Genomic DNA, 24,927 nt, shown 5'->3' with positions numbered 1-24,927 from the left:
GGAATCTACTTCTACGTGACAAAAAACGCCTTGCGGCGACGTGGATTCCCGCTTGCGCGGGATGACGGACTTATTCAGCATTGCCTTAGCCCAGCACCTGGCGCCGCCTCAGGGCGATGCGTTCCTGCCAGCCGGCGGCGCCTTGTTCCCGGGCCAGTGCTTCGGCGCGGTCGAACTCCGCTCCCGCCTCGTCACGTCCGCCGGCTCGTTGAGCGAGGGCTGCGGCGCGCTCAGCCAGTAGCGGGCTCTTGAACTGCAACTCGCCGTTGGCGGCAATGCGCGCCAGTTGGTGCTCGATGTGCTGCAGGGCCTCATCCGCTTGCCCGAGCTGGCACAGGATTTCAGCCTCCAGCGTGGTGAACCAGGGTTGCCAGTTCTCGAAGCCGGTGTGCGCCCAGCCCGCGAGCCCGGCCTGCACGTCGGCCAGCCCGTCGGCCCAGCGTTGCTGGCCGTGGGCCAGCGCCCAACCACGCGCGACCCGCGCCATCGCGATGAATTCCGGAAAGCCAAACTGGCTGGAGAACTCGATGCAGCGCTCGGCCATGGGTAGCGCTTCGGCTGTATCGCCGCGCATCACTGCAGTATTGAAGTTGGCCAGCATGGCAAAGCCCATGGTGTGAGGCTGTGTCAGCCCTTCGGCCAGCATCAGCGCTTCGGCGGCGATGCGCCGCGCCGCGTCGGAAAAGCCGAGGACTTGCGTCGCCAGCGCCAGGTAGAAGCGACCGAAGACGCCGAAGTCCATCAAATAGACCGGGTACAGCGCGGCGTCGCGCTGGGGCTCGTACAGCGCAGTCGACCGCGACAGATGCTTGTGCGCCGCGTCCGCCTCGCCGAGATGGAAGCGCACCATGCCGGCCATGTTGTTCGCGGCCATCGCGGCCTCGGTGTCGCCATGGCGCTCGGTACTGGCCTCCAGCAACTGGTCGACCAGGCGGGTCGCCGTGCTCAGGCGGGCGCGCCCCCAGTTGAACAGGCACCAGCCGTAGAGGATGGGGAACAGGCGCGGCTGTCCGGGCACGGCCTGGCTCAGTCCATAGGCACGCTCCTGCACGGCGCCGAACTCGGCGCTGCCCGGCCCCAGCAGGACCATCGTCGTCGGCCCCAGCATCGACAGCAGGCCCAGTTCGGCCGTGTCGCGTTCGAGCCCGGCGGGCGCGCCTTTCAGAGCGTCTACGCCGGCACGCAGATGGCCTGCCGCTTCACGCGGCGCTCCGCGCGACAGCGCTTGTCCGCCAGCCGCCTGCCACCAGGGCGCCGCCTGCAATGCATTGCCGGCGCGGCTCAGATGGCGTGCGGCGAGTTCCGGCTGGTGTGCGATGCGATCGCTGAAGTGGCTGAGCAATGCCGTGGCGATCCGTCCGTGCAGTTCGGCACAGCGCTTCGGCGGTATCGAGGCGTAGGCCGTGTCCTCGACCAGCGCGTGCTTGAACACCAGGCGCTCGCCATCGGCGCTGAGGGGCTGCACCAGGCCGCTTTCCAGCATGGCCTGGAGGCCATCGTGCAGCGCGGCCTCGCCGTCGGGAGCGGCGGCCGCGGCGAGCAGGCTGCGGTCGAACTCGCGCCCGATGATCGACGCCAGTTGCGCCATGGCCTTGCCATTGGGTGGCAGCCTGTCCAGTCGTTCGGTCAGCAGGTCGATCAGGGTGTCGGGCACGTCGCGCTCGGTGCCGTCACCGACGGCTGCAGCCCGTTTCTTCTCGAGCAGCATGCGTGTCATTTCCTCGATGAACAGCGGCACGCCATCGGTTCGCTCGACGATGGTGGTCAGCCACTGGGCTGGCAGCTCCACATGCGCCGATTGCTGGGCGACGATAGCCTCGGCATCGGCATCGGACAGGCGCTGCAAACTCACGCGCAGGATGTCCTCACTGTCCGGCCAGGGGGCTTCGAAGCCGGGCCGCGCCGTCATCAACAACAGGATGGGCGCGGTATCGCCATTGGCGAGCAGCAAGCCCAGCAGCTCCAGCGAGGTCGGGTCAATCCAGTGCAGGTCCTCGAACACGATCAGCAGCGCCCTCTGCTCGGCCAGGCCGACGAAATAGCGCGTCAGCGAGCGTTCGTTCACCGTCCCCACCTGATGCTGCGCCAGCCCGGCGAAGTAGTGCTTCAGTGCTTCCTTCGTCAGTTGCAACTGCATGGGCGGCGGCATCGCCAGCGGTGGGTAGCGATCGCCGAAGGGCACGTCGAGCAGGGCGGCGACGAGCGCGCACTCGCGCGCCTCTTCGATGCCCGCAATGGCCAGTTGTGCTTCGAGCTTGTCCAGTTGCTCGTCGGGCGAGTCGCTGGCGGTGAGGCCGGCTGCGGTCTTCAGGTGCTCCACGAAAGGCTGCAGCGCGCTGTTGATGTGAAACGGGGAGCATTGCAAGCGCAGCAACGTGTGGCCCTGGGCGGGCAGTGCCTGATCGAGCGCGGTGATCAGCCGCGACTTGCCCAGCCCCGGCTCGCCGATCACCAGGGCACCGCAGGTATGGCCGGAGACGACGCGCTGCCAGTGCTGCTGCAGGAGGGCGAGCTCCTTGTCGCGGCCCACCATCGGCAGGCTGGCGTCGCGGCCGCGCCAGGCGGAGCGGCTGTCCAGCGACAAGGCACGGCGTAGGCTGCTGATTGCGACCGGTTGGTCGAAGCCCTTCAGCGTGTGCTCGCCGAGTTCCTCGAATTCGAACTGCCCCCCGGCGATGCGCCGCGTGCTTTGCGCAACGCCGATGCAGCCGGGCGGAACGGCCGCCTGGATGCGGGCGGCGAAATTCGGGGTGGCACCGGCCACCGCGACGCCCTGGCTCACGCTGATCGCGACCATGCCGGTAGCCAGACCGATGCGCAGTGCCAGCGGCTCACCCGGCGCAGCCTCGATGCTTGGTACTGCGCTGTTGATTGCCAACGCGGCATGCAAGGCGTGTGCGACATCGTCCTCATTGGCCGTCGGGTAGCCGAAATAGATATCGACGCCGTCGCCCATGATGCGTGCCACAAAGCCGCCGAAGCGCGCAGCGATCTGGCGCACCACGTCGTGGTAGCGCTGCAGCGCCAGCAGGAGATCGTCGGGGTCGATGCGCTGCGCCAGCTCCGTCGAACCCACCAGGTCGCAGAACAGAACCGTCATCTGCCGGCGCGTCGTGCGCGGCGCCTCCTCGGTCGGCAGCGGCGCACCGCATTGCATGCAGAAACGGCCGCCGGGGGGCGTGGCGGCTTGGCAGCGGGGGCAGGGCATGTTGGGTTCCTGAGCAAAGGCGGTGCTGATTGCATGGCCGTGTTGGCCATGCCGCTCTAGGCGGCGTTTTGATCGAGACTAGCAGCGGCCCCTGTTCCGGGCAAGCGCCTGGCTGCCATGACACGGCGCGTGGGTTCATGGCAGACGGCGCGTGGGCGAAAGCCTTACTATGCTTGGCCCACAACCCGCACCCCGTGCCGGCAAGAAAATGAGCCTCTCCGCCCCACATCGCCTGGCTTCCCGTCTGATCCCCCGCTGCCGATCCTGGCTGGCGACCGGAGCCTCCGCGATTTCGAGTGCGCTGGAGCATGCTCCGGAGAATGCGGCCTATGGCTTGTTGGTATTCGCTGCGCTTGGGCCTGCCTTCGGGCCTGCCGCCATGGCGCTGGCCCTGCTCGGTACGGTCATCGCCAACATCATTGCTTCGATTTTCGGTGGCGGGCGCTTGGTCAGCGGCACGCGTGCCGCGCAGTCACTGCTGACGGCTGGTTTCGTGACGGCACTGTCCGGCATGCTGACGTCGGCAGGCCAGGCGTCCCCCGCGCTGGTGCTCGCCCTGTGCGCGCTGGGCGTTGCCTGCTCAGGCTTGCTGCAGGCGGGTTTTGGCCTGTTGAAGCTGGGCAGCATCGTCAAGTACACGCCCTATCCTGTGCGGGCTGGCGTCACCAGCGGCGTCGGGCTCCTGCTCGTGAGCACGGCGTTGCCGGTCATCACGGGGCATAGCTTTGGTACCGGCCTGAGTGCGACCTTCGACCACCCACAGTTCGGCCCGACTATTGTTGGCGTGTGCGCACTCCTGGTCACATGGCTGACGGGACTCTGGTTCAAGCGTCTGCCGTCGGTGCTCATTGGCCTCGTAGCCGCAGCGCTGCTGCACTTCGTGCTGGGACGTTGGCCATACATTGTCGACCCGGGCGCCCTGGCCGGAGAGCCGGCGCTTCCTGCGGGCGGCTTCATCGCCCTGGACCCCAGCCTGCTACTGCAACCCGATGTATTCACCGCACCGCTGCTGGCGCTGATCGCTACCTATGCGGTCACCGTCGCCGTACTGGGCAGTCTGGATACGCTCATCGTCACCTCGGTGGTGGATGGCCGCCTGCGCCGTACGCGGGATGCCAATCGCGAGCTGTGCGCTCAGGGCCTGGCCAATGTGGCGACCGGCTTCGTCGTCGGACAGCCGTTGGTGCCGTCGATGCCGCGCACCCTCGCGCTGGTGCTCCGCATTCCGGATCAACGCCACATCGTGGCCGTGTATGCCCTCTTGATGCTGGCACTGTTGTTGTGTGCGCCACAACTGGTGGGACAGGTGCCGCGCAGCGCCATTGGCGGCGTGCTCCTGTTGCAGGGCATCGGCATGCTGGCGCCCGTGTTCTGGCATGGGCCGCTGGAGCGCTGGCGGCAACGCGGCCAACGTGCCGTCGATGCGGACCGTGAAAGCCAGCCCCCGCAGTTGCGGCTCGCCGACTGGGTGGTTGAACTCGCGGTCGCCCTCAGTGCGGTGATCTTTGGCCTGGGGCCTGCGGTCCTGATCGGTGCGACCTGCGCCGTACTGCTCTTCGTGCGCGCCAACATGCGCGACGTGGTGCGCAATGAGTGGACCGGCCAGACGCGCCGTTCATTGAAAACCCGTCCTCCAGCGCTGGCCGAAGCCATTGCAAAAGAGGGCAACCGGATCGCCCTGCTGGAACTGCAAGGCTCCTTGTTTTTCGGCACCGCGGACGGTTTGCGAGCGCGTCTGGAGAGACTGGAGACCGCGGTCGATACCGCGATCCTCGACCTGCATCAGGTCACCGAGGTCGACGTCACGGCGGCACGGATCCTGTTCGAGACAGCCGAGCACTGGCAGCGCACCGGACGGACACTGGTCTTTTCCGAATGGCCCGCGGGTGACGCGCGGCGGGCCCTGATCGAAGGAGCGGGTCCGCTGTCGGCGCGCAAGGCGCTGACATTCACTGACCATACTGATCAAGCGCTGGAGCAGGCCGAAGAACGCCTGCTCTCCCGCATCATGCCGATGCGTGGGTCGGGGAGGGTGCTTGCGCTCGCCGACACCCAGCTCGGACGCGAGCTGACCCCCGATGAGATTGCCGTGCTGGCTCCCGCGCTGATCCGGCTGCGCTTCCTGCGTGGCGAAATTCTCTTCAGGGTGGGCGACCCGGGCGATGGCCTCTACGTCAGCCTGCTGGGCGACATCGGCCTGCGCATTCCGGGCAGTGCGCGTCGCCTGGCTTCGTTTGCGCCGGGCACCGTCATCGGCGAGATGGCGACCCTGGCGCGCGGTACACGCTCCGTCGAAGCCGTCGCCGAGACCGAGGTCATCGCCTTGAAGCTGTCTGTCGACGCGTTCGACCGGCTCCTCATCGAGCATCCCGCGCTGGCTGCCAAGCTGCTGAAGAACCTGTCACTGCATCTGGCCGATCGCGTGCGTGCGCTGACCAGCGACTTGTCGCACTGGGTTGCGCGCGCGGCGGCAGGGCGCACCGGCCCGTCGATCGAAGCACGGCTCGACGATTCCGCATCCTCGCGGTTGTCGTAGGCGCGGCGAACCGCTTTCCACGCCTGTCTGAGGCGGGGCAAGCTTAGTTGGCCATGCCCCATGGCGAACACGGGAGTGCGGATCTGTCGGCCACCCAAAAGCAAAAAGGCCTGCCACCAGAGTGGCAGGCCTTTCTTGCTTCAAGTGCCGCTTAGTTCTGGTACGAGCACTTGTTGGGTGCGCCGCCGGGGTCGGAGCCGAAGGCGGCCACGGTACAGGCGATGCTCTTGCCCACGCCGACGTACTTGGAGACCCACTTGCCCTTGCGGCCAAATGCGACCCAGCCAGTGCCCTTGGTCACCGAGCAGGTCACACCTTCATCCGAGCACTTGCTGAAGCCGGTGGGGTAGTCACCCGTGCCGGACAGGACCGGTGCCGTGCCGCCGCCCGAGCTCGACGAGGAGCTGCTCGACGAGGAGGAGGACGAAGAGCTGGAGGAGCTGCTCGACGAGCTGCTGGACGACGAGGAGCTCGACGAGGACGAGCTGGACGACGAACTGCTGGACGAGGAGGAGCTGGAGCTGCTGGACGAGGAGGAACTGCTACCCGAGCAGGCGGCCGCCGTCAGTTGCGCGCCGTTCTTGCCCACGCCGGCGTACTGGGCCAGCTTGTCCTTCACGCACTGGGCCGAGACCGGCTCATAGGTGTAGGGCAGCGAGGGCTTGGCGCTGAGGGTGGAGGTCCAGGTGTCGGCGTTGATGCCGCCCGTGCCGGCGCTGGTCCAGGTGATACCGTAGGTGGCATTGCTGGCGCTGCTGGTCGTGTTGTTGCTGTCCAGGTACCAGGTGCCGCAACCATTCGTGTCATAGCGACAGGTCAGCGGAGCCACCGAGTTCTCGAACCAGTTGCGCTCGACGATGGCCTTGCCGCTGGCCCGCACGTTGATGCCCGATTCGGTGATCTTGCTGTACAGGTTGTTGTAGGCATGCACCAGCCCGCCACGCTGCAGCGGCACGCGCCCATTCACGTTGTAGTAAATGTTGTGGTGGTAGGTGATGTTGCGCTGGTAGTCGGTCGTGCCACCGCTCTGGGTGTGGCCGTCCAGGCCGACCTTCTTGCTGTCGTGGATGTAGTTGTACGACACGGTGACGTTGGTCGCGTTCTTCTTGATGTCGATGGCCGACTCGAAGGTCAGGTCGCCGTCGGGCGAGCCATTGCACTCGTTGTTCACCGCGAACAGTTCGTTGTGGTCGATCCACACGTTCGGCGAGTTGTCGACGCGGATCATGTCGGCGTCATTGTTCGCACCGGCCAGCGCGCCGATCTTCATGTTCTTGATGACGACGTTGCTGGAATTGATGATGGGAATGCCGAAGTTGGCCGAAGAACCGTTGGCGCCAATGATGGTCAGGCCGGCGGTGAATTCCTTCACCTCGACCTTGCGGTAGGCCTCGTTCCAGCGCGGGTTCGGGCAGTTGCCGGAGGCATCCTTGGTGTGATCCTTGATCATCTGCGCGATCAAGGCGTCTTCGTTGCCGGTGTAGGTCAGGATCAGCGGCTTGCCGGCAGCCTTGGCTGCGGCGATCTCGGTGATCATGGCTTCCATGGTGGCGGCGCTCTTTACCAGGGCGCCGGACACATCACCGCCCGCCGTGGTGGCGAAGCCACCCGTGTTGACCGCCAGCGCGGATTGGGCCGAAACAAGGGCGATACCAGCGACAAGCGCCTTGAGCTTGAATTCCATCTTTGTCTCCGTTTCTTTTGTACGAACTGCCTTCGTCGAGCCGGTTTGGAGCCTGAACTCTCCACCTCATATCCGAGCTTCGACGGCCGCAGTTTGTCCGAAAGACGGACGAGGAATCAATGAAAATTTCTCGTTTTTGGATGGTTTTATTGTTTTATTGCGGTGCAAAACGTGCGCTGTGTCACGCTTTTCCAGGTTGGTGCGGGTAAACCAAAAGCTACGACTTTCGTTCTAGCCGCAGCGCAGCATCCAGCGTTTGCTGGGAGGACTCGCCGAGGAAGCGGCACAAGTCCTCGTCCAGTACATAGGGCGGCATCCAGTAGACCGTTTTACCGATGGGGCGCAGCAGCAGACCGCGCGCCAGACCCTCGCTGAAGAAGCGACGCGCGAAGTCCGGCGCCTCGGTGACGACGTCGAATGCCAGGATCATGCCCTGCTGGCGCAGGTGGCGAACCGCCGGGTGCGCCGCCAGCGGACGGGCCGCTTCGGCCAGCCATTGGGCACGCATGCGGTTGGTGGCGATCACGTCCTCGCGCTCGAACAGCTCCAGCGTCGCCAGCGCCGCCGTGCAGGCCAGCGCGTTGCCGGTGTAGGAGTGCGAGTGCAGGAAGCCGCGCGCCATCGCATCGTCATAGAACGCGGCGTACACCGTGTCGGTCGTCAGCACCAGCGACAGCGGCAGATAGCCGCCCGAGATGCCCTTCGACAGGCACAGGAAATCGGGCCACACACCCGCCGCCTCGCACGCGAAGAAGCTGCCGGTGCGGCCGCAGCCCACCGCGATCTCGTCGGCGATCAGATGCACCTCGTATTGGCTGCACAGCGCCCGTGCGCGGCGCAGATACTCCGCGTCATACATCGCCATGCCGGTGGCGCATTGCACCAGCGGCTCCACAATCAGCGCCGCGGTCGTCGCGTGGTGTTGCTGCAACCACGCTTCCAACTCGGTTGCCGCGCGCAGCGCCACCTCGCGTGCCGTCTCGCCCGGCGCCGCCTGGCGTGCATCGGGTGAGGGCACCGTCGCCGCCGCGCGCACCAGGGGCGCATAGGCTTCGCGGAACAGCGGGATGTCGGTCACCGCCAGCGCGCCCACCGTCTCGCCGTGGTAACTGCCGGCCAGGCTCACGAATTGGTTCTTCTGCGGGCGCCCGGTGTTGCGCCAGAAGTGCTGGCTCATCTTCAGCGCGATCTCGGTGGCCGATGCGCCGTCCGACGCGTAGAACGCATGGCCCAGCACATGCCCGGTCAGCGCCGCGAGACGCTCCGACAACTGCACCACCGGCTCATGCGTGAAGCCAGCCAGGATCACATGCTCCAGCGTCTCCATCTGCTCGCGCAGGCGCTGGTTGATGTAGGGGTTGCAATGCCCGAACAGGTTCACCCACCAGGAGCTGACGCCATCCAGCAGGCGCCGCCCCGTTTCATCGACCAGCCACGGCCCCTCGCCGCGCACGATGGGCACCAGCGGCAGCGTCTCGTGCTGCTTCATCTGCGTGCAGGGGTGCCAGACGGCGTGGAGGGAGCGCTGGAGGAGGGAGGGCATGGTGCGGCGTGAGGTCAGGAAAAATCAGGAACGGCGGAAGGCCGCCATTAAGCCAGAAACGCCGCCCTTGAGCATCGCGCGCGTGGGCCGGCGCTCACACCCGCAGCGAGCCACGGAAGCCGCGCGCGGCGTAGTACGACTGCGCGCCGTTATGGTAGGTGAATACCTTGCCATAGCGCCGGTCGCAGAAGAGCGCGCCACCGAGCGCCCTCACATCAGAAGGTGTTGCTATCCAACTGGAGGTCTTGGTGTCGAACGCCTCCAGCTCCTGCAGCGCCCGGTATTGCGCTTCGTTCAGCAGCTCGACGCCCATCCCGGCCGCCATGTCGGCGGCACTGCCCTCGGGCCGGTTCTCTTTCCGCGACGCCAGCGCCTCCGCGTCGTAGCAGAGGCTTCTGCGCCCACTGGGGCTTTCCGGCGAGCAATCCACGAAGATGAACTGGCCGGACGCCTCGTCGCGGCCGATCACATCCGGCTCACCACCCGTGGCCTCCATGTCGCGCAACGATCTCAGCACAGCGAGGTTTCCTTCCAGCCTTGCCCGCAGCTCGGCCCACGCGATGCCAGCGTGGCGGTGCATGTTCTTGCCGAAGCGGGCTTCCAGCACCTGGAGCAGTGCTTTGCATTCCTGTGTGTTCATGGTCATCACGGTGCTTTCAGGCTTATTGGCAATCAACCGCGCAGCGCCGCCTCGATAACGGCAATGTCGATCTTGCCCATGTTCATCATCGCGTCGAAAGCGCGCTTGGCCGCGGCCGGGTCGGGGTGGGCAATTGTGTTGATCAGCGCCGCCGGCGTGATTTCCTAGGACACTCTCCAATTAGGCGTCAGTAATGAGACCAAGGCGTTTGGCCTCTACGTGCGGAGTGTATGTGACTGGCTCGAAAACCACCGAGAACTTGGATTTGCTACGTTTTCCTTGCCACAACTGTACCCCAGGGTTTTGGCTGGCAATGATCAGGGCAATGATTTCGAACGAGGCAAAGCCGGCGTCTGGGCCCATGAAGACTCCGCTAAGCGCTTCAGGAGGGTAGGTGTAGACCGTTCCGGCCTTGTTATGGAGACAGCGCCATTCGTGTTCGTAATGCCAATCCAGCGCCTTTGTGCAGTAAAGATCGAGGATCGCGTCTCCGTCGAGTCCATCGCACAAGAGTGGCAGGAGGTCGATCTTTGGCATCTCTGCTGCATATCTGACCTTTCTTGCCTTGGTAAGGGGATCGCAGGATGTGCGGAATTCAAGACAGAATCCCTTAAAACGCCCGCCATAGTGGCCCCACATTAGTAGATTGTCATTGCGTTCAGAGAAGCAGGTGACACCACGCTTCGACAGGAACGCAGCAATGGCGTCATCTAGAACGTGCTGGCCTTGCTTGAGAAGCAATGATCGCAGCGCGGTGTCGTCGAGTTGTTGAAGCTGAGCCTTAATTTGGGGTGGGGTATTGTTTGTCCCCAGATAGTGCCTCCTGATAACTGCCACATCCTCGTCTGTAGGCTCTTTTACGCTGGGAAAAACAGCGCAATCGTAGGGGTCATTGAAGTTTGCGGGGGAGCCGAAGTACAGCGACTGGTTCTTGAGGTTCTCGAGTGCTTGAGTTGAGAAAGGCTCGTATTTGTAGAGACGGGTTGGACTGGTCATTACGTGCGGAGCCTATTTTTAGCTTTAGATAGAGAGGGCAGATGTTAAGTATGCGGCACCCGATGTGCAGTGGTTTTCAACGCTTGGGCACTCGTTGCACATTCATGTGTCGCGATGGAAATACCGATGTCTTAGTCCGAAATGTAACCGCCAGAAAATTCATTCGTCCGCTTGTCCACGCAATCATCAGCATAGCCCCCCGCTAAGGCCACGATAGCCAGCAGGGTGCTGCGCGTCCAGGGTGGCTGTCGCTATCATGGCGCATCCCCCTGACAGACCTCCAACAAGACCATGCTGTTGACCATTTCCCCCGCCAAGGCGTTGGACTACGAGAGCCCTTTGCCTTTCAAGCCGCGCCACACCCAGCCGCGTTTCCTCGACCGTTCCGAAGCCTTGATTGGCGTGCTGCGCGACCTCAGTCCGGCGCAGATCGCGCAGTTGATGGACCTCAGCGATCCCTTGGCGGTGCTGAACTTCACGCGCTACGCGGAATGGCGGCGCCCATTCACGGCGAGGAATGCGCGCCCGGCGGTGTTCGCGTTCAATGGCGATGTCTATGACGGCCTGGGTGCGCGCACGCTGGACGAGGCGGACATCGCCTGGGCCCAGGATCGGCTGCGCATCCTGTCCGGCCTGTATGGCGTGCTGCGTCCGCTGGACCTGATGCAGGCCTATCGGCTTGAGATGGGCACGCGGCTGGCGACGCCGGCCGGCAAGGATCTGTATGCCTTCTGGGGCGATACGATCACCGACAGCCTGAATGCCGATATGAAGAAGAGCGGTGGCGAGGCGGTGCTGGTGAACCTGGCCTCGGAGGAGTACTTCAAGTCGGTGCGGACCAAGCAGGTGAAGACTCGCATCGTGACGCCGGTGTTCCAGGACTGGAAGGGCGGCGGCTACAAGATCATCAGCTTCTTTGCCAAGCGCGCGCGGGGCCTGATGTGCCGCTACGCGATCACGCAGCGGGTCGAGCAGGCCGAGCAATTGAAGGGCTTCGATCTCGACGGCTATGCCTTTGCGCCTGAGGCGAGCGAGGGCGATACCTGGGTGTTCCGGCGGCGCGTGGTCTGAGGCTGCGGCTTCGTTTCGTGGCTTGCCGTGCGCTCATTCCCGTGTAGGCGGGACGTCGGCGTTTATCACTGTTCCAAAGAAAGTTGCTGGTTCCCTGCCTGCGCAGGGACGACGGGGCCGGGCGTACGTTTGATCCCCTCGCCCCGGCGGGGAGAGGGGTGGGGGAGAGGGGCTCCTCCGCCCGCCTCACCACCTACCGTCATGCCTGCGCAGAGCCTGCCCTCGACCCGATCGGGGGCACGCATGCAGCGTCTTTCCCGGCCATCTCCAGGGTAATGGGCCTCAGGCCGGCTGGTAGGCGGGCGCTGGCTGGGGTTCGCTCAGCAGGCGTTGTACGCGGCGCGACGCGGCCAGCGCGGTTTCGCTCTGGCTCAGGCTGTCGTAGCCATGTTCCAGCACGCGCAGGGTGTAGCGGGCGATGGCGCGGCAGGCGTTGTTGACCGGGGTGGGGAAGCTCTCGGGCAGCGGCGATTGCAGCAGCAGCTTGGACGAGGACAGGTTGAACACCGGCGCCAGCACGCGGTTCTGCAGGTGCGGCGGGATGCTTTCCAGCAGGCGTTGCGAGGTCTGGAACTGCCAGCGGTTGGTGGGCCATTGCGAGGGCAGGGCCAGGGCCTTGGGCAGGCGTTCGAGGTCGCGCAGGGCGACGCGCAGGTCTTCCTGCGAATCGCGGAAGGGCACCAGCACGAGGTCGGAGGCGTGGTAGAGCATGTCGTCGGTGCGCATGCTGTTGGCGCCGCCGTCGAATACGCCGATCCAGCCTTCGCGGCCCCGCAGCGTGGCGATGATCTTTTCGCGCGCAGTGGCGTCGCGGCCGTCGGCGAACACATAGGGCAGGCTGCCGGGGGGCGGCGGTTCGCGGCCGATGTCGGTCATCACGCAGACGGTGCGTTCGCCGATCAGGCCGAGGCCGTAGCAGAGCATGTGCGTGAGGGTGGTCTTGCCGGTGCCACCCTTGGCGCCAATGATGCTGATGATGCTGGACATGGTGCTTCCTCCTGCTGCATACCTTTTCACCGTAGAAGCATGCCAGAGGCCCCGCAAGCTCGACGCCGGAAGTGAGGCGGGGAAGCCTGCCAATTCCGCCTCAGCGGTGTCTGGGGCTGGCGGTGCGGTGGCTGACGGATGGGCGCTTCCCCGGATTCCGCAGCGCGTCATCCGGGCTACTATCGCGTCTTCGTTACGTTCTTGTGGTTTATACCCAGCAGCCCATGGATATTTCCATCAGCAGCCAGTTCGACAGCGGCAACATCCAGTTCCTCTCGCATGACCCGATCGTGGAGGGGGCGCCGGAAGCGGTGCATACCATCCGCCTGCGCATCCGGCCCGACAGCAATGCCGAGTTTTTCCAGTGGTTCCATTTCCGTGTGTCCAACGCGCAGGGCGTGCCGCTGCGCCTGATCATCGACAACGCGGGCATGTGCAGTTACGCCGATGGCTGGCTGGGCTACCAGTGTGCGGCGAGTTACGACCGCAAGAACTGGCTGCGCGTGCCCAATACGCGCTATGACGGCCAGCAGCTCATCATCGAGTTCACGCCGCAGCGCGAGCAGGTCTGGCTGGCCTACTTCGAACCCTATTCGCATGAGCGCCACCAGGATCTGATGGCCCGCTGCAATACCGCGCCGGGCGTGCAGGTGCTGCGCTTTGGCAGCAGCGTGCAGGGGCGCGACCTTGACCTGGTGCGCGTGGGCGAACCGGAATTCAGCAAGCGCCGCGTGTGGATCGTGGCGCGCCAGCACCCCGGCGAGAGCATGGCCGAGTGGTGTGCCGAGGGGCTGCTGGATCGCTTGCTCGATGCGGCGGACGCAAGCGCGCGCGAAATCCTGCAGCGTGCGGTGGTCTACGTGGTGCCCAACCTCAACCCGGACGGCGCGGCGCTGGGCAACCTGCGCGCCAACGCGGCCGGCGCCAACCTCAACCGCGAGTGGCTGAACCCCTCGCTCGATCGCAGCCCCGAGATCTGGCACGTGCAGCAGGCCATGCATGACAGCGGGGTGGATCTGTTCCTCGACCTGCACGGCGACGAGACCTTGCCCTACGTGTTCATCGACGGCAGCCACATGGTGCCCGGTTATGGCGAGCGCAACCTGGCGCTGCAGGCGGCCTTCCTCGAAGGGCTCAAGCTCGCCAGCCCGGACTTCCAGACCGAGCACGGCTATGCCGACAACCGCTTCGACGAGGAGCTGCTGACCCTGGGTTCGAAGTGGACCGCGCACACCTTCAAGTGCGTGGCGCTGACCCTGGAGATGCCGTTCAAGGACAACGCCAACGCGCCGGACCGGCGCACCGGCTGGAACGGCGCGCGCAGCCAGCGAATGGGCGCGGCGCTGCTGCAACCGATCCTGACCCATCTGCGCGCGCTGGGGCGACGGGGGCAGGCATGAGCGGCGCCAGCCACAACGCCCCGGAGGGCTCGCTGCTGGGCAAGGCGGTCGCCTATCGCAGCGACTATGCGCCGGAGCTGCTGTTCCCGATTCCGCGCGAGGGCAAGCGGCGCGAGATCGGCGTCGATCCGGCCGCGCTGCCCTTCCACGGCTACGACCTGTGGAATGCCTACGAACTCTCCTGGCTCAATCCCAAGGGCAAGCCGGTGGTGGCGCTGGGCGAGTTCCGGGTGGCGGCGGCCACGCCGAACCTGATCGAATCCAAGTCGCTGAAGCTCTACCTCAACAGCTTCAACCAGACGCGCTGCGACAGTCTGCAAGCGGTGGAGGGCCTCATCGCGCGCGACCTGTCGCAGGCCGCCGGTGGCGAGGTGAGCGTGCGCCTGCGCGCCATCGACGAAGACACGCATCGCCGTCTCGGCGTGCCGGGGGGTGTGTGTCTCGACGAGCAGGACATCGTCATTGACCGCTACCAGCCCGCGCCCGAACTGCTGCAGGCCGATGCCAGCCATCCGGTGGAGGACGCGCTGCTGTACTCGCACCTGCTCAAGTCGAACTGCCTGGTCACGGGCCAGCCTGACTGGGGCATGGTGGCGATCCGCTACAGCGGCGCAGCCATCGCACACGAGGGCTTGCTGCGCTACATCGTCTCGTTCCGCGAGCACAACGAATTCCACGAGCAATGCGTGGAACGCATCTTCACCGACATCACGCAGCGCTGCGCACCGGCGAAGCTGGAGGTGTGGGCACGCTACACGCGGCGTGGCGGGCTGGACATCAACCCGTACCGCGCGTCTTTCGCGGGCGGTGAGATGCCGGCGCTGGATGAAGTGAGGCAGTAGCGGGTTGGGGTGAGGCGGCTCAGATCGCGTTCTTGCGCGCCTGGGGCGTGGTGGTCGTGGCGGGGCGGGTGCTGCCCTTGCGGCCCGACGGGGTCTGCACGGTGGGCGGCTGGGTGTAGAACTTGGCTTTTTCGAGGCGGTCGCGCTCGGCTTCGGCGGCGGCCAGTTCGGCCTGCTGGATGCCGTTCAGCGCGCGGTCGATCTGCGCCATGATCTCCTGCGCGGTGGCGGCGTCGACGCGAAACACATCCTTGCGGGCCACCACGGTGACGCGCGTCATGGTGGTCGAGAGCTGTTCCAGCTCCAGTTCCACATCCAGATTGCTGACCTTGGCGTGGGTGATCTGGCCTTTTTCGGTCGTCGCCACACGATCCACTTCAAGTTGCAGCTTGCGCACCGCGATGCGCGAAGCGCTATCCACTCTCTCCAGGTTGTCGGCAAACGTGCGCGAGGCGGTGCCGCTCATGTTGTGCGACAGGGTGGCGCCGGCGCCGGCACCGGCCAGGCTGACTGCCAGGGCGGCGCAACCGTTGAGGCCACCCACCATCAGCAGGCACAGCCCGGCGTACGAGAGCGTCCGGCCCAGCGGAAGGCGGGAGGGTGAGCGGCTGTGGAGGGAGTTCTGCATGATGCGGCCACCTGGCGAAACGGGCCTCCGCGCGGGAGGGATACGGGTCCACAGGCAGCCTGCGTGCCAGATTCCGGCACTACGGGTGCGCGCCGACGAATGAGTAGTCGAGCGGTGCGAGCGGATTGTCGGCGGTGCCGGGTGGTGAAAGACGGCGCGGTCGCGCCCGGTGTGCCGGCCGTGAACTGCCGAAATTCGTCACTCCTGCGGCGGCATTGGGCAGTCGACGGCGGGCCTCAGCGGTCGCCGGGGCGGCGCCGTGCGCGACGCAAGGGCTGGACGATGGTGCTCATGATGGTGGACAGCGTGTCGGCCGGGGCGGCCGGTTCGGGTTCGGCACGCGCGATCTCGTCGAGGCGGCCTTCCTTGCGCAACTGGGCCTGGGCCATCAGGACGAACTTGCTGATGATGCGGTCGCGTCCCTGCTCCTTGGCGGCGTATAGGTACTTGTCGGCTTCGGCGATCAGGACTTCGTAGTCGCCCTGGCCGTTGTAGGTGGCCACACCGAAGCTGGCGGTCATGGTGCCGGCCGTGCGGATGGGCTTCTGCTTGATGGTGCGGCGGATGCGATCGGCCACCAGCATGGCGTCGGTGGTATCGGTCTCCGGGCAGATCAGGATGAACTCCTCGCCGCCCCAGCGGCCGACGTGGTCCGAGACGCGCAGCCGCTTGCGGATACGGCGGGCAATGGACATCAGCACCACGTCGCCGACGCCGTGACCGTAGCTGTCGTTGACCCGCTTGAAGTGGTCCACGTCGATCATGACGATGGACAGCGGACGGGCGTAGCGCATCGCGCGGTCGAATTCGCGCGCCAGCACGCGCTCGATCTTGCGGCGGTTGGACAGCCCGGTCAGCTCGTCGGTCTCCGCCTCCTGCAGCAGGAAGTCGATCTCGCGCCAGCGGCGCCAGGTGAAGATCGCCAGGAACAGGAGCAGGAACTCCAGCCACAGGCGGTCGCGCAGCTCCGGCCGCGTGGCCGAGGGCAACAGCCAGCGCGCGCCGGGGGCATCCAGCGCGAACAGCCACAGCCAGGCGATCACGCACACGCAGGCGAGCAGGGCCAGGTCGAGCGCCCGTTCGCGGTTGCCCTGGTACCAGCGCCGAATACCTCGCACCAAGCCTGCCGTCATCTCCGTCCTGTCTGCCTTTTCAACTGCTCGTTTCCGCCGTCCGGCATGCTAGGCCAGACACATGCGCGTCGCATATGGAGCCTCGCGCCGAGGCATCCCGGGGATGACGGACGGTGGCGCCTCAGTGCTTGTGCTGACCGCCGTTGACGTCGAGGATTTGCCCGGTGATGTAGCCGCTGCACGCATGCGAGGCGAAGAACAGGAAGGCCGGGGCAATGTCCGGCCCCTGGCCAAAGCGCCCCATCGGGATGCCGGCGCAGATGCGCTCGCGCACCTCCTGCGTCTTGTCAGCATGGAACGCGGTGTCGAAGACGCCCGGCGAGACGATGTTGAAGCGGATGCCGTCGGCGGTGTGGTAGTCCACCCAGTTCTTGTGGATGTTGTGGAGCCAGGCCTTGGCCGCGCCGTACAGCGAGGCGCCGGGGCCGCCCCCGGTGTGCCCGGCGATGGAGCCGACGCTGATCACCGCGCTGGTCTCGCCGCTGGCCTGGGCGGAGGCTTTCAGGTGGGGCAGGGCGGCGCGCGTGCACATCAGGGCCGAGCGCATGTTGAGGTCGCTCACCGCGTCGAAGAAGGCGTCGTCGATCTCGCCCAGGGGCTTGCGCCCGACCAGGCCGCCGGCGTTGTTGATCAGCACGTCGAGGCCGCCGAAGCGGGCGACGAAATCAGCCACCAGCTTGTCGCAGGCGGCGCTATCGGAGAGGTCCGCGGCGAAGAACTCGGCCTCGCCGCCATGCTGGCGCAGGCTGCCGAGCAGGGCGGGCAGGTCGGCGGGCGGGCGGCGGCCGTTCAGCCCGACGTGGGCGCCCAGGCGGGCGAAGGCCTGGGCCGCGGCGAGGCCGATGCCCATGGTTGAACCGGTGATGAGGACGCGCTTGCCTTTGAGGTCGTCGAACATGACGCTGGATTCCGTGTGATGTGGTCGGCCCGCCCGATGCGGACCTGATTTTGTCTGACAACTATAGCGTACAATCCCAAGCCTCCCACGCGTTTGATCTGGCTGACACCGGGGCCATGCATCCCACTACTTCCGCGCCGGCGCGCCTGCGCCTGTTCGCCATCACCTGGCCTATCTTCATCGAGAACGCGCTGATGGTCGCCATGGGTTTGTTCGGCCTGTGGATGGCCGCGCGCGTGTCGGATGGCGCGGTGGCCACCTATGGCCTGGCCAACCAGGTGGTGGGCGCGATGCAGATCATCTTCCGCGTCGCCAGCATCGGGACAAGCGTGGTGGTGACCCAGTACCAGGGCGCGGGCGATCCGGCTGGGGCGCGGGCGGTGGCGCGCAGCGGCCTGGCCGCCTCGGTGTGGGTGGGGCTGGCGACCCTGCTGCTGGTGGGGCTGGGGGCGGCGGCCATTCTGTCGGTGCTGAACCTGCCAGCGCAGTTGTGGCCCGTGGGCGAACCCTATCTGCAGGTACTGGCGCTGGCGCTGGCCGGCGATGCGGTGGCGATGACGATGATCGCGATCCTGCGGGCCAGCACCTTCACCCGCGAGGCCATGCAGGTGGTGCTGCTGATGAACCTGGTGCAGGTGGCGCTGAGCTTCCCGCTGATGTTCGGCCTTGGCGGCTGGGAGGGGTTCGGGCTGGCCGGCCTGGGCTGGGCCATGGTTGTCTCGCGCGCATTCGCGCTGGCGCTGCTGTGGCGCATGTGGGGCGCGCGTCTGGGTGTGTGGCTGCGGGGGCGCGACTGGCTGCTGGCGGCGCGTGCGCCGCTGCGCAGCATCCTGCATATCGGTCTGCCGGGGGCCGGCGAAAAGGTGGCCTACCGGGTCGCTTTCATCATGACGGTCGCGATGGTGGCCGGCATGGGCCAGGCCGAGCTGGCGACGCATGCCTATGTGTGGCAGTCGGTCGCGCTGGTCACGCTGTTCTCCAATTCGGTTAGCTTCGGCACCGAGATCGTGGTGGGGCATCGCGTCGGCGCGGGCGAGCTACGGCGTACGCGGCGCGTGATCTGGCAGGCGATGGCCTGGGCCATGGTCGTCACGGTGGTGTGCACGCTGGCGAGTTTTGCCCTGACGCCGCTGTTGATCGCGCGGGCCACCCAGGACCCGCAGGTGCTTGCTCTGGTGGCCGCGGTGATGTGGGTGGAACTGGTGCTGGAGCCCGGGCGCACTTTCAACCTGATCATCACCAGCGGGCTGCGCGCGGCAGGCGATGTGCGTTTCCCGGTCAAGGTCAGCGCGGTGGTGGTGTTCGTCTTTGGTGCCGGCTTGGCCTGGCTGCTGGGCGTGCACCTGGGCATGGGGCTGGTCGGGGTGTGGATCGGTTACACCGCTGATGAGTGGGGGCGTGGCCTGGCGATGGCGGCGCGCTGGTACTGGCTGGGCTGGGTGCCACATGCGCGCGCCACGCGGCGACGCATCCTGCGCCAGCGCGGCACCATTGATTGAAGCAATGGCGTCCATGCAGTGAAGCTAATTGAGGGCATCGAAACGGTGAACTAGCCTCAGAGTGCTGCCATACCACGGTAGCGCGAGAGTCTGACTGTGTGTCCTGAGTTTGTTGGCGTCCAGTCCGCGCGGCATGAGCCCGGAATACAAGAGGCGCCGCGCCACCCCGTTGGCCGCAGGATGTGGCGCCGGGGGCGAGGGCGCAGCACGGCTCTGATCGTGTGGAGGCCACATGCTTCAATTGGTCGCCGGGGCGTTGCCGAGCCCCTTTCTGGCGCGTCGCGCCGAATCCCGCCTGTCCTCCTGGCAGGACTCCCTGAACATTCCCCTGGCCATCGAGCTGTGGAACGGCAGCCGTTTCGAGTTCGGACCCATGCCCAAGGTCTGTCTGTGGTTGCGCTCGCCGCATGCCCTGGTGCGCCTGCTCAAACCCTCGCTGGACAGCCTGGGCGAAGCCTATGTCGAGGGCGCACTCGACATCGAGGGCCGGCTGCGCGATGTGATCGAGGTGGTGACGGCGCTGGTGGCGCGCTTCTCGACCGCTGACACGCGTATCGCGTCCAGCCGCCGCCGCCATTCGAAGGCGCTGGATGCACGCTCCATCGAGCATCACTACGATGTCTCGAATGCCTTCTATGCCCGTTGGCTGGACCCGCGCATGGTCTATTCCTGCGCCTACTTCCGCGACGCCGACGATTCGCTGGAGCAGGCCCAGTTACAGAAGATCGACCACATCCTCACCAAGATCCGCCTGCAGCCCGGGCAGAGCTTGCTGGACATTGGCTGCGGCTGGGGCGCGCTGGTCATCCGCGCGGCGCAGCACTTCGGCGCCCGTTGCGTCGGCGTCACCCTGTCGCAGCGGCAGTGCGAGCTGGCGCGGCAGCGCGTGGAAGAGGCTGGCGTGGCGGGGCAGGTCGACATCCGCCTGCAGGATTATCGGGATGTGGAGGGGCGCTTCGACCGCATCACCAGCGTCGGCATGTTCGAACATGTGGGCCTGGCCAACCTGCGCGGCTATTTCCGGCGTATCCATGCGCTGTTGGCCGACGATGGCATGGCGATGAACCATGGCATCACCTCGACCGATCCTGAATCGCGCGAGACGCCCTTCGGCGGGGGACGCTTCATCGACCGCTATGTGTTCCCCAATGGCGAGCTGCCCCATGTGGGCTTCCTGTTGCAGGAGATGAGCGCGGCCGGGCTGGAAGCCACCGATGTCGAGAACCTGAGGCTTCACTACGCGCGGACGCTGGATGAGTGGAGTACGCGTTTCGAGCAGGAGGCCGACTTCCTGCGCACTGAGGTGGGCGAGCAGCGCGTCCGCGTGTGGCGCATCTACCTGGCGGGCTGCGCCCATGCCTTCCGCCAGAACTGGATTGCCCTGCACCAGATCGTGTCGATCAAGGCGGAGGGTGAGGCCTGGCCCTTGCCTTTGACGCGCGACTACATCTATCGCGGCGCATAAAAGAACAACCCCGCCGCAGCGGGGTTGTCTGTCTGGTTCAGTACGCGCTTACTTCGCGAAGAACCATTGTTGCGGCATGGACGGGCCCGGGGTTGGGTAGGTCCAGCTTGCCGGCATGCGCTCGAACACGTTGATCAGGTTGTTCTTGCGGATCGCCGTGTCGTTGGGCGGGCGCACCGCGCCGAACACCTCGAACTCGTCGGCCGCTTCCTGCAGCAGCGCCTTGAAGGCGTTGTCGGCTTCAGCCGGAGTCTTGGCGGTCTGCCATTGCTCGTACAGGCTCAGGCGCTTCCTCATGCTCGGGCTGGGCTCTTCGCCTTGCTTGCCGTTGGACAGATACCACTTGGTCCACAACAGGCTCATGCGCGACTCCAGCGGGTGCACCGCGACGTAGGCGCGCGGGTTGAAGGGCGCATCCATGGTGCCGGCCATCACGTCGACCGAGATGTCGTAGTCGTTGGCGTTGGCGCGGTCATAGAACAGCGAGCGCTCGGAAGCCTGGATCACCAGTTCGATACCGATCTTCTGCCATTGCTTGCGCATCAGTTCCAGGGTCTCGACCTGCTGGGTCAGCTGGATCGCGGTGATCGCATTGAGGCTCACGCGGCCGCCTTCCGGATACAGGCGATAGCCTTCGCCGTCACGCTTGGACAGGCCCAGCTTGTCCAGGATCTCGTTGGACTGCTTGAGATCGAGGTTCAGGTACTGGGTCGACAGCTTCTCGTTGTACCACTTGGAGCCCTTCATCGCGCCCAGTTGCCACGGCGTGGCCTGGCCCAGGTAGACGATGTCGTTGATCTCCTTGCGGTCGGTGGCGAGCGACAGGGCGACGCGGAAGTCCTTGTTGCGGATCAGCTTCTTCAGCTTCTCGTTCTTGGTCGTGTGGTTGAACCAGATGCCGATCGAGTTGGCCAGCAGACCCTGGAAGCTCATGACCTTGTAGCCGCCCTTGGCTGCGTTCTCGGACAGCACCGGACGGTTCTGCACCGCGAAGATGTGGCGGTGCTGGTAGTCGAGCTGGCCATTGATGGCAGCCAGCACGATGGTCTCGACTTCCGAGATGATCTGGAACTGCACGCGGTCAACATAGGGCAGTTGCTGGCCCTTGGTGTCGACCTGCCAGAAGTACGGGTTGCGCTCCAGCACCACCTTGGTGGACGAACCGCTGTAGGGCTCCTTGATGACCCACGGGTCCATCACCGGCTTCTCGGGGTTGCCCCAGCGCGTCGGGATCTCGATGTCGCCGCACTTGATGCGCATCAGCGCTGCCCAGTCCTTGGCATTCTCCTTGGCCAGCAGGTCATTCACCTTCGGGTTGTACTTGGGGTGGAACTGCGAGCAGTACTTCTTCTGGTACAGCGTCGGGTGCTGGGCGACCGGCGTGGCCAGTTGCTCCAGGAAAGACAGGTAGGGGCCGGCAAACTTGAACTTGACGGCGTAGTCATTGACCTTGGTGACTTCCGCCAGCTTGTCGCTGACCACGAACTGGGCCGGCGGGTTGGAGAAGAACTGCTTGTTGCCGACCATGTCATTCATGTTGAACAGGATGTCGTCGGCCGTGAACGGGCTGCCGTCGGACCACTTGGCGCCCTTGCGCAGGTGGAAGGTGAATTCCGAACCGTCGGGGCTGATGTCCCAGCGCTCGGCCAGGTTCGGCACCACGCCGTTGAAGTCATGCGACCAGCGCGTCAGGCTCTGGTTGCCCACCAGGCGCAGGATCGCGTTGTGGTCGTTGTTGGAGCGCATGGCGGTGCGCAGGGTGCCGCCGTAGACGCCCACCCGCTCGATGGGCTTCACCACCTCGGGCTTCTCGGGCAGGCGCTGGTCGACCGGAGCCAGCTTCTTTTCCTGAACCAGCTTGTCCAGCATGGGTGACTGCGTAAAGGCGTGTGCTTGCGGCAGGGCAAGCGATGTTGCCAGCGCGACGGCAAGCGGAATGCCGCGCATGACGGCAGGGTGCAACTTCATGTGTCGTCTCCTCAAAACAGCGCCTTTGCAACCTGGCTGGCGAGCCGGCCAAACTACATTGCGCGACAAAAACAAGGTAAAACGTTTAACCTTTGCTGTCAACCCATAAGACGGGGCCCATGAGATAACGCTCCGGACGCCCTGAAAACAAGACAGGGATTCCACTTATTCCATTCCCCCATAAATCCGCCCTGAAGGTTTTGACGTGGCACAGGCCGAGGCTGGAGGCGCATTCTGGAAAACGCTTTGCGCATAAAAAAACCCGGCCGGGGCCGGGTTTTTGAGGGGACGCCGAGGCGCGCTCAGGCGAAGTTGGCCGCCGCGAAATCCCAGTTGGCGAGGTTGTTCAGGAACACCTCGACGAACTTCGGACGGGCATTGCGGTAGTCGATGTAGTAGGCGTGCTCCCACACGTCGATCGTCAGCAGGGCCTTGTCGGCGGTGGTCAGCGGCGTGCCGGCCGGGCCGGTGTTGACGATGTCGACGGAACCGTCAGCCTTCTTCACCAGCCAGGTCCAGCCGGAACCGAAGTTGCCGACGGCGCTCTTGGTGAAGGCTTCCTTGAAGGCATCGAAGCTGCCCCACTTGGCGTTGATGGCATCCGCCAGGGCGCCGGTGGGGGCGCCGCCGCCGGCCGGCTTCATGCAGTTCCAGAAGAAGGTGTGGTTCCACACCTGGGCCGAGTTGTTGTAGATGCCGCCGGAGGACTTCTTGATGATGTCTTCCAGGCTGGCGTTCTCGAACTCGGTGCCCTTGATCAGGTTGTTCAGGTTGGTGACGTAGGCCTGATGGTGCTTGCTGTAGTGGTAGTCGAAGGTTTCTTCCGACAGGTGCGGGGCCAGAGCGGTCTTGGCGTAAGGCAGGGGGGGCAGTACGTGTTCCATGTTGTGCTCTCCGGATAGGTTGTTGTGGAAAACCCGACAAGTTTAGTCGGGAAAGAAAGGCCGTGACAATTGCCGTGGGCTCTTGGCCTTATTGCCGTTGGCTATAAGTCTCGAGCACCTCTGCGCTGGCGCCACCTTGTTCAAAGCTGATGGCGAGCCGGTCGCCGCGTACCAGGCCGGCGGCATCGCGCAGGATGCGTCCCTGCGGGTCCCGCACGATTGCATAGCCGCGTTGCATCACCGCGGCGGGGTTGAGGGCGGCCAATCCCGCACTCAGCCGGTCCAGTTGATGGTGCTGCTGTTGCAGCCCACGTGCCGCGGCTTGCTGCAGCCTTTGCTGCAGCTCGGCGAGCCGGGCCGCGGGGCGGCCCAGGTCAGGCGCCTGCAGTGCCAGGCTGCGTTCACAGCGGGTCAGGCGATTGAGTTGGGTCTGGAGCAAGCGCGCGCCGGCATGGCGCAGACGCAGCGAGAGCTGATTCAGGCGATGGCCGATCACATCCAGTTGCTGGCGCGGGTGGCGCAGGCCACGCTCGGCGAGGTCCAGGCGCTGCTGGCTGCGATACAGACGGGTCTGCATGGCCTGGTTCAGTCGCCGGGCGACATGTGGCAGGCGCTCGGCCAGCGCCAGGTAGCCGGCGCTGAGGGCTTCAGCTGCCGCCGTCGGGGTGGCGGCGCGCAGGTCGGCCGCGTAGTCGCATAAGCAGGTGTCGGTCTCATGGCCCACGCCGCTCACGACCGGAATGCGGCTGCGGCGGATCGCCCGCACCACGGCCTCGTCATTGAAGGCCCATAAATCCTCCAGGCTACCGCCGCCACGACACAGCAACAGGGCTTCGATGCCATCCGCCGCAATACGTCGGCTGGCGAGGTCGATCGCCGCCGCAATCTGGGCGCCGGCGGCGCTTCCCTGGACCGGCGTGGGGTAGAGGATCGTTTGCAGGCTGGGGGCGCGTCGCCGCAGGGCGGCCAGCACATCCTGCAGCGCGGCCGCGTTGGGGGAGGTCACGATACCGATGCGCCGCGGCAGGGCCGGCAGCGGGCGGCGCCGCGCGGGGTCGAACAGGCCCTCGGCTTCGAGCGCCGCTTTGAGTCGCAGCAAGGCCTCGAACAGGTTGCCCTGGCCGGCCCGGCGGATGTGCTCGACCGCCAGTTGCAGGTCGCCGCGCGCCTCGTAGACCGTCATCTGCGCCCGCACCTCCACCCGCATGCCCTCGCTGAGCTGGAAGGGCAACAACTGCGCGCGGTTGCGCCACATGGTGCAGCGCAACTGCCCATTGTCGTCCTTGAGGCTGAAGTAGAGATGACCCGAGACGGCGCGCGTCAGGTTGGACACTTCACCGCCGACCCAGCACAGGGGGAGGCCCTGTTCGAGCAGACGCCGCGCCTGTCGGACTAATTCCGACACCGGCAGCACGTGCGCACCGTCAGGGTTCACCAGATTTCGCGTTGATTCCATGGCATTGATTTTATGTGAATCCACATCCGTGGTCCGGTGGGGTGCAGGAGGCGGGTTTTCCCTTGCTTGCTGGGGCTTGACACGGAAAT

18 protein-coding genes are annotated in these 24,927 nt (G+C 65.5%); 6 read left to right on the top strand and 12 right to left on the bottom strand.

The window, feature by feature from the left end:
* Positions 1–85: 85 nt before the first annotated feature.
* Complete coding sequence (locus NMB43_RS13040) at positions 86–3,208, bottom strand: AAA family ATPase (RefSeq protein ID WP_494348598.1); 3,123 nt, start codon at positions 3,206–3,208, stop codon at positions 86–88.
* Between the two features lie 379 nt (positions 3,209–3,587).
* On the opposite strand from NMB43_RS13040, the gene NMB43_RS13035 reads away from it, so the two are divergent.
* Positions 3,588–5,744, top strand: coding sequence for an SLC26A/SulP transporter family protein (locus NMB43_RS13035; protein WP_494348597.1), 2,157 nt, complete (start codon positions 3,588–3,590; stop codon positions 5,742–5,744).
* Positions 5,745–5,895: 151 nt separating this feature from the next.
* Here NMB43_RS13035 and NMB43_RS13030 read toward each other — a convergent pair whose 3' ends face one another.
* The 4 genes from NMB43_RS13030 to NMB43_RS13015 form a co-directional block, all read right to left on the bottom strand.
* Positions 5,896–7,428 (bottom strand): pectate lyase family protein, encoded by a 1,533-nt coding sequence (locus tag NMB43_RS13030; protein ID WP_494348596.1) that lies wholly within the window; start codon positions 7,426–7,428, stop codon positions 5,896–5,898.
* Positions 7,429–7,645: 217 nt separating this feature from the next.
* On the bottom strand, positions 7,646–8,971 hold the full coding sequence (gene bioA / locus NMB43_RS13025) for an adenosylmethionine--8-amino-7-oxononanoate transaminase (RefSeq protein ID WP_494348595.1): 1,326 nt from the start codon (positions 8,969–8,971) through the stop codon (positions 7,646–7,648).
* A 94-nt stretch (positions 8,972–9,065) separates the two neighbouring features.
* On the bottom strand, positions 9,066–9,647 hold the full coding sequence (locus NMB43_RS13020) for a DUF4256 domain-containing protein (protein WP_494348594.1): 582 nt from the start codon (positions 9,645–9,647) through the stop codon (positions 9,066–9,068).
* Between the two features lie 144 nt (positions 9,648–9,791).
* Positions 9,792–10,607, bottom strand: coding sequence for a DUF2971 domain-containing protein (locus tag NMB43_RS13015; protein WP_494348593.1), 816 nt, complete (start codon positions 10,605–10,607; stop codon positions 9,792–9,794).
* A gap of 291 nt (positions 10,608–10,898) precedes the next feature.
* Here NMB43_RS13015 and yaaA point away from each other — a divergent pair, with 291 nt between their 5' ends.
* Complete coding sequence (gene yaaA, locus NMB43_RS13010; protein WP_494348592.1) at positions 10,899–11,678, top strand: peroxide stress protein YaaA; 780 nt, start codon at positions 10,899–10,901, stop codon at positions 11,676–11,678.
* Positions 11,679–11,960: 282 nt separating this feature from the next.
* On the opposite strand, the gene NMB43_RS13005 is transcribed toward yaaA, so the two are convergent.
* Positions 11,961–12,665 (bottom strand): ParA family protein, encoded by a 705-nt coding sequence (locus NMB43_RS13005; protein ID WP_494348591.1) that lies wholly within the window; start codon positions 12,663–12,665, stop codon positions 11,961–11,963.
* 224 nt (positions 12,666–12,889) lie between these two features.
* Between NMB43_RS13005 and NMB43_RS13000 the strand changes: the two genes are divergently transcribed.
* Together NMB43_RS13000 and queF are read left to right on the top strand one after the other, a co-directional pair.
* Complete coding sequence (locus tag NMB43_RS13000; protein WP_494348590.1) at positions 12,890–14,065, top strand: M14 family metallopeptidase; 1,176 nt, start codon at positions 12,890–12,892, stop codon at positions 14,063–14,065.
* The gene (gene queF, locus NMB43_RS12995; protein ID WP_494348589.1) at positions 14,062–14,907 is read left to right on the top strand and encodes an NADPH-dependent 7-cyano-7-deazaguanine reductase QueF; all 846 of its coding nucleotides are present in this window, start codon (positions 14,062–14,064) and stop codon (positions 14,905–14,907) included. Before NMB43_RS13000 ends, queF begins: the two co-directional genes overlap by 4 nt.
* Before the next feature lie 19 nt (positions 14,908–14,926).
* Here the strand turns inward: queF and NMB43_RS12990 are convergent, their stop codons facing one another.
* The 3 genes from NMB43_RS12990 to NMB43_RS12980 all read right to left on the bottom strand — a co-directional run bounded on the left by NMB43_RS12990 (position 14,927) and on the right by NMB43_RS12980 (position 17,566).
* Positions 14,927–15,535, bottom strand: coding sequence for a DUF3568 family protein (locus tag NMB43_RS12990; protein WP_494348588.1), 609 nt, complete (start codon positions 15,533–15,535; stop codon positions 14,927–14,929).
* A 236-nt stretch (positions 15,536–15,771) separates the two neighbouring features.
* Entirely contained in the window at positions 15,772–16,653 is an 882-nt protein-coding gene (locus NMB43_RS12985) for a GGDEF domain-containing protein (RefSeq protein WP_494348587.1), read from the bottom strand.
* 136 nt (positions 16,654–16,789) lie between these two features.
* Positions 16,790–17,566 carry an SDR family NAD(P)-dependent oxidoreductase gene (locus tag NMB43_RS12980; protein WP_494348586.1) on the bottom strand — a complete coding sequence of 259 codons (777 nt, stop codon included), beginning with the start codon at positions 17,564–17,566 and terminating at the stop codon, positions 16,790–16,792.
* A gap of 116 nt (positions 17,567–17,682) precedes the next feature.
* On the opposite strand from NMB43_RS12980, the gene NMB43_RS12975 reads away from it, so the two are divergent.
* Together NMB43_RS12975 and NMB43_RS12970 are read left to right on the top strand one after the other, a co-directional pair.
* Entirely contained in the window at positions 17,683–19,065 is a 1,383-nt protein-coding gene (locus NMB43_RS12975; protein ID WP_494348585.1) for an MATE family efflux transporter, read from the top strand.
* 232 nt (positions 19,066–19,297) lie between these two features.
* On the top strand, positions 19,298–20,530 hold the full coding sequence (locus NMB43_RS12970; protein ID WP_494348584.1) for a class I SAM-dependent methyltransferase: 1,233 nt from the start codon (positions 19,298–19,300) through the stop codon (positions 20,528–20,530).
* Positions 20,531–20,578: 48 nt separating this feature from the next.
* Here the strand turns inward: NMB43_RS12970 and NMB43_RS12965 are convergent, their stop codons facing one another.
* The 3 genes from NMB43_RS12965 to xseA form a co-directional block, all read right to left on the bottom strand.
* The gene (locus NMB43_RS12965; RefSeq protein WP_494348583.1) at positions 20,579–22,498 is read right to left on the bottom strand and encodes an ABC transporter substrate-binding protein; all 1,920 of its coding nucleotides are present in this window, start codon (positions 22,496–22,498) and stop codon (positions 20,579–20,581) included.
* A 302-nt stretch (positions 22,499–22,800) separates the two neighbouring features.
* A complete protein-coding gene (locus NMB43_RS12960) occupies positions 22,801–23,382 on the bottom strand; it encodes a superoxide dismutase (RefSeq protein WP_494348582.1) in 582 nt (193 codons plus the stop codon).
* Positions 23,383–23,470: 88 nt separating this feature from the next.
* The gene (gene xseA / locus NMB43_RS12955; protein ID WP_494348581.1) at positions 23,471–24,838 is read right to left on the bottom strand and encodes an exodeoxyribonuclease VII large subunit; all 1,368 of its coding nucleotides are present in this window, start codon (positions 24,836–24,838) and stop codon (positions 23,471–23,473) included.
* Positions 24,839–24,927 lie beyond the last annotated feature (89 nt).

This window comes from Uliginosibacterium sangjuense (genome assembly GCF_059132465.1).
This window is presented reverse-complemented; position numbering and strand designations above follow the sequence as displayed.

Bases quoted from the DNA above. Each gene is read 5' to 3' on its own strand.
- NMB43_RS13040 (WP_494348598.1), bottom strand. From the start codon at position 3,208: ATGCCCTGCCCCCGCTGCCAAGCCGCCACGCCCCCCGGCGGCCGTTTC.
- NMB43_RS13035 (WP_494348597.1), top strand. From the start codon at position 3,588: ATGGCGCTGGCCCTGCTCGGTACGGTCATCGCCAACATCATTGCTTCG.
- NMB43_RS13030 (WP_494348596.1), bottom strand. From the start codon at position 7,428: ATGGAATTCAAGCTCAAGGCGCTTGTCGCTGGTATCGCCCTTGTTTCG.
- bioA (WP_494348595.1), bottom strand. From the start codon at position 8,971: ATGCCCTCCCTCCTCCAGCGCTCCCTCCACGCCGTCTGGCACCCCTGC.
- NMB43_RS13015 (WP_494348593.1), bottom strand. From the start codon at position 10,607: ATGACCAGTCCAACCCGTCTCTACAAATACGAGCCTTTCTCAACTCAA.
- yaaA (WP_494348592.1), top strand. From the start codon at position 10,899: ATGCTGTTGACCATTTCCCCCGCCAAGGCGTTGGACTACGAGAGCCCT.
- NMB43_RS13005 (WP_494348591.1), bottom strand. From the start codon at position 12,665: ATGTCCAGCATCATCAGCATCATTGGCGCCAAGGGTGGCACCGGCAAG.
- NMB43_RS13000 (WP_494348590.1), top strand. From the start codon at position 12,890: ATGGATATTTCCATCAGCAGCCAGTTCGACAGCGGCAACATCCAGTTC.
- queF (WP_494348589.1), top strand. From the start codon at position 14,062: ATGAGCGGCGCCAGCCACAACGCCCCGGAGGGCTCGCTGCTGGGCAAG.
- NMB43_RS12990 (WP_494348588.1), bottom strand. From the start codon at position 15,535: ATGCAGAACTCCCTCCACAGCCGCTCACCCTCCCGCCTTCCGCTGGGC.
- NMB43_RS12980 (WP_494348586.1), bottom strand. From the start codon at position 17,566: ATGTTCGACGACCTCAAAGGCAAGCGCGTCCTCATCACCGGTTCAACC.
- NMB43_RS12975 (WP_494348585.1), top strand. From the start codon at position 17,683: ATGCATCCCACTACTTCCGCGCCGGCGCGCCTGCGCCTGTTCGCCATC.
- NMB43_RS12970 (WP_494348584.1), top strand. From the start codon at position 19,298: ATGCTTCAATTGGTCGCCGGGGCGTTGCCGAGCCCCTTTCTGGCGCGT.
- NMB43_RS12965 (WP_494348583.1), bottom strand. From the start codon at position 22,498: ATGAAGTTGCACCCTGCCGTCATGCGCGGCATTCCGCTTGCCGTCGCG.
- NMB43_RS12960 (WP_494348582.1), bottom strand. From the start codon at position 23,382: ATGGAACACGTACTGCCCCCCCTGCCTTACGCCAAGACCGCTCTGGCC.
- xseA (WP_494348581.1), bottom strand. From the start codon at position 24,838: ATGGAATCAACGCGAAATCTGGTGAACCCTGACGGTGCGCACGTGCTG.